The sequence below is a fragment of the Neisseria sp. HMSC064D07 genome (assembly GCF_001837185.1).
In the GTDB taxonomy this organism is placed as follows: Bacteria; Pseudomonadota; Gammaproteobacteria; order Burkholderiales; family Neisseriaceae; genus Neisseria; species Neisseria flavescens_C.
In genome coordinates this window covers 1-4,087 of record NZ_KV831666.1, presented here as the reverse complement: position 1 = coordinate 4,087, position 4,087 = coordinate 1, and the positions used below count along the sequence as shown (strand labels likewise).

The window sequence follows — 4,087 nt, the reverse complement described above, 5'->3', positions numbered from 1 at the left end:
TGTCGAAGGAAGGGCTTTTTTGCAAAGGTCTCCTGCCGCAATTTGGTTTAACACCACTTGCGGAAACTCGTTAAACACAGGCCCATCCTCTTCATGACCCGTCAGAAACAGCGCAGGAATTTTTTGATTGGCGCGGACGATTTCCTGTTGGCGCGGATTATCAAAACGGCTGCTGTCGTCAAAATCACTGCGGGCAATATAGTTGACGCGGATATTGGGGTTCAGCTCCGCCATTTTTTGAATAAACGGCACAAATACGCGGCAATCGGGACAATATGGCGCAGCGGCAAGCAGCCAGTTTTGCGGACGGCTGATCTTTTTGACCGCCGCTGCCGTTTGCGCCGACAGCTCGGTCGCCTGATAGAGCTGCTGTTGTTTCAATTTGTCTTCTTCGGTATCAAAATCCAAATATTCTGTATAAGTGGCCATGCTTTACTCCTGTTCTGTTGCATTGTTTTTCCCTGCCGCGCTGTTCAAAAGCGGAACAAGCAGATTGACGACAAGGTTTTCAAATAGCGGCTCATCAAGCGGCGATTCGTCTGAATGGCCAAACACCAGCTTCACTTCGGTATATTCTTTCTGCCCTTTACTCATTTTATTGCCGTTAAAAACCTCATGGGCTTTTCTCAAGGCAGCATCCCAATCCTCTTTCTTGTTGTACTCCTCCGCAGCGGCAAGGCTGGTTTTGGCAAAAAACGGCAAGGGGGTATTTTGTCCGATTCGGAAATATACCAACCATTCTTTCAAAAGTTCTTTTGCTGTTTGTTGCCCGATGGCGGCATAGGTTTCGGTCTGCCCCAAGCTGACCATATAGGTTTGTCGGTTTTCAACGGATTTAGGGGCAATGGCGCAAAAAATCAAATGCTCCAATAAACGGGCAATTCGGTTGGGGGCATTGTCTTTTTGATTTAGGAACACAATGCGGCCACATTCGTAAAGATTGCCGATGGTGCCTTGTAAAACCAAGTCGTCAAAATATGCCTCATAAGGTTCAGACAGCCTTTTGTCACTGCGTATCAGCTCGGCATCTACGTTTTTTGCAGATATCTGATACTGCTTCTGCCACAAACCGCCCAATTCGCCTACCGGCATCAGGCTTTCGGCATTCAGTCGAATGGCCGTATCTTCAAAATCTTCCCCTTTGCGCCGCGCATCCAAATAGGCATCGGCAATCCGACCCTCATGTTGCGGCTCAAACGGTTCGGCAGACTCCCATGCACCGTCCAGATACGGCTGATCCCAACTTAAATTTTTCTTCAGCCAAACTTTGACAGGGTTGCGCCAAAAACTGATGAGCTCGCCCTGATGAATGGTTTTGCCCGGCTCCTCCTGACTTAAAGCCTCAAGGAAAAACGGCTGCGCTTCCGCTTGCGGCTGGTTCAATGCATCGGCGTAATCTTGGCGCGTACTGAAGAGGCCGTCTGAAAGCGCGTCCTTTTGGAAATAACGGCGTGAGAACGCCTGCAAAGGATGATGTTTCACCCATTTCTCCGACAACTCGCGCCCGCTTTTCCCTGTCATGGCGGCAATGGTATCCAGCAGCTCGCTGATTAACGAAGACGGCGCAAACTCGGCATCATTGCGTATATCGCGGCCGATGTAAGACAAATACAGCATTTCTCGCGCGCTGATTAAGGCTTCGAGGAAGAGATAACGGTCATCGTCGCGGCGGGCGCGGTCGCCTTTTTTCGGATGTTTGGCAATCAGGTCGAACACCGCCGCTTTGGTATTGCGCGGAAAATCGCCGTCATTCAAACCCAACAGGCAAACCATTTTAAACGGCAGGCTGCGCATCGGCACCATACTGCAAAAAGTGATGCCACCGCTCAAAAATCCGGCTTGGCTTTCGCTGTCCAAAAAGCGGCGGATATGGCGGATAACGGTTTTACACGGCAACAATCCGTCAAATTCGGCTAACTGCGCCTCTTCCTGCCATTTCGCCAAAGACTGCTCAAACTGCTGCTTGGCGTATTGGTCGTCTGTATCCGGAGCAAACAGTTTCTCTAGCAAATCGCGGCAACGCTGCACCCAGCTTTCCACATCGGCAGGCTCTTGCCATTGCGCCGCCATATCGGCCAAAGTGCGGATAAATTCGGCAAAACCGCTGAACACGTCCAACTGGTTGACATTACTATGCCACGCGCTCACGCCCTGCCACATGCCGTTACCGCCTTCGGGCAGCATCCAGCCCAAGGCCAAACGCTCTACCGCCTGCTGCCAAGTAAAGAGGTTGTCTTTTCCCTCACGCATGGTTTGGTCCAAACCCCAATGCACATTCAATCCGGCAACAGCCTCATGCAGCAGCGGCACATCTTCCTCGCTCAAACCGAAGCGTTGCAGCACCAACCGGCTTTCCAGCAAAGGCAAAACCTTGTCCACTTCAAACCGGCTCTCCAGCAAGTCCAACGTTTGCGCCAAAGCATACAGCAAGGGCTGACGGCGGCTGAGTTTCACATCCGAAATCGAATACGGTAAAGCCTGGCTGCCTGCATGCTCCTGTCCAAAAACGGCTTCGATAAACGGGCTGTACGGCTCGATGTTCGGCGTCAACACGGCAATATCGTGCGGCTGCCAGTCGGGATTTTTTTGCAACACCAGCGACAGCTCTTCTTTCAAAATCTGCAGTTCGCGCAAAGGGCTGTGTGCCGCAACAATTTTGACCGAGCCGTCATTCAACAGTTTGTCCGGCTCGACGCACACTGGATTGCCGTCCGCATCGTGAACATGAACCAAAGCCGACTGCGCGCCTGCTTCGCCTTCTTCCTGTTGATACAAGCGTTCAGACGGCATGATTAAGTTTTGGATATCGTTTTGCAGGCAATGCAACAAGGTATCGTCTTTTCCCTCTTCATAAACCTGAATATCCTGCTCGGTTTCCACTTCCGACAGAAAATCAAAGAAATCGCGCCCCTGCTTACCCAAAGAAGCCAACAGCGGATGCCCTGCCTGCGACAAATCCGCCTCATCGCCCCTTTTCAAAATCTGTGCCTCGTCGATGACCTCGCCCCAATATTGGCTGCTCGGATTGAGTGCAAACACAAACACATCGCAATGCTTGGAAATTTGGTGCAGCAGTTGTAGATACATCGGCGCCATTGTCGAAATGCCGAATACGAACAATCTTTGCGGCAAGACCGATTTATCCAACTGCGCCAACAGCTTTTCCCACAAGGCCACGCGGTGCGGCGCAGATTGGCTGCCATCGTCCAAATAACGCCACAGCCGCGCCTGCCAATCCTCATCATCGCCCAAGCCCAGCAGCTTCCCGGCCTGCCACGCATCAATCCAATCCGGGCGGTACACCAAATATTGGTCGAAAATATCCGCCATTTGTCCGGCAAGCTGATAATCTGCCGAGGCCGAACTGTGTAAATAACTTTCCAGCTTCAGGCGCACGTTTTCGTACTCCGGGGCCGTCTGAAACGCTTCGCTGCGGAACAAATCCAGCAAACGCCAGCGCATAACTTCAGGCGAAAACGGACTGAGCGGCGGCACATCGGGAACCAATTTACGCATCAGCTGCCATGCCAAACCGGCCGGCAGGCTGAACTTCAAATTCGCCGCCACGCCGAGTTTGCGCGCAAAAAACACATTCAGATAACGCCGCATCCCCTGGCTCTGCACCACCACTTCTTCCTGTGCCAATACAGCATCCAAAGGCAAGGCCTGATGAATATGCGCGCACATTTCGGCAAGCGCTTCCAAACGGTCGGACTGATAAAGATAAAACATAGCAGACAATCTAAAAAACAATTGCCCACATTATAATGCCATTAGGACAAATGCTTCAGCAGAAGCGGCAAACAAAAACACAGGCCGTCTGAAACACATCGCTCCAGACGGACTAAAACAAACCCATCGGCAGCCAATTATTAATTATTTATCGACCCCTGTACAAACCGGCTTCTCCTATCCTATAATTTCCCACATTCGGAATGTAGCGCAGCCCGGTAGCGCACTTCGTTCGGGACGAAGGGGTCGGAGGTTCGAATCCTCTCATTCCGACCAAATACAAAACCTGCTTGAGTCCAAGCAGGTTTTTTACATTCGGCAAGCCTGAGACCTTTGCAAAATTCCCCAAAATCCC

At 51.3% G+C, this 4,087-nt stretch carries 2 protein-coding genes and 1 tRNA gene; 1 reads left to right on the top strand and 2 read right to left on the bottom strand.

The features are described 5' to 3' along the window. A partial coding sequence (locus HMPREF2608_RS03350; RefSeq protein WP_070825974.1) for a thioredoxin family protein occupies positions 1-429 on the bottom strand: 429 nt, incomplete at its 3' end. 3 nt (positions 430-432) lie between these two features. Then, a complete protein-coding gene (recC, locus tag HMPREF2608_RS03345; protein ID WP_070825973.1) occupies positions 433-3,732 on the bottom strand; it encodes an exodeoxyribonuclease V subunit gamma in 3,300 nt (1,099 codons plus the stop codon). 199 nt (positions 3,733-3,931) lie between these two features. On the opposite strand from recC, the gene HMPREF2608_RS03340 reads away from it, so the two are divergent. Further along, a tRNA-Pro gene (locus HMPREF2608_RS03340) sits at positions 3,932-4,008 on the top strand. Positions 4,009-4,087 lie beyond the last annotated feature (79 nt).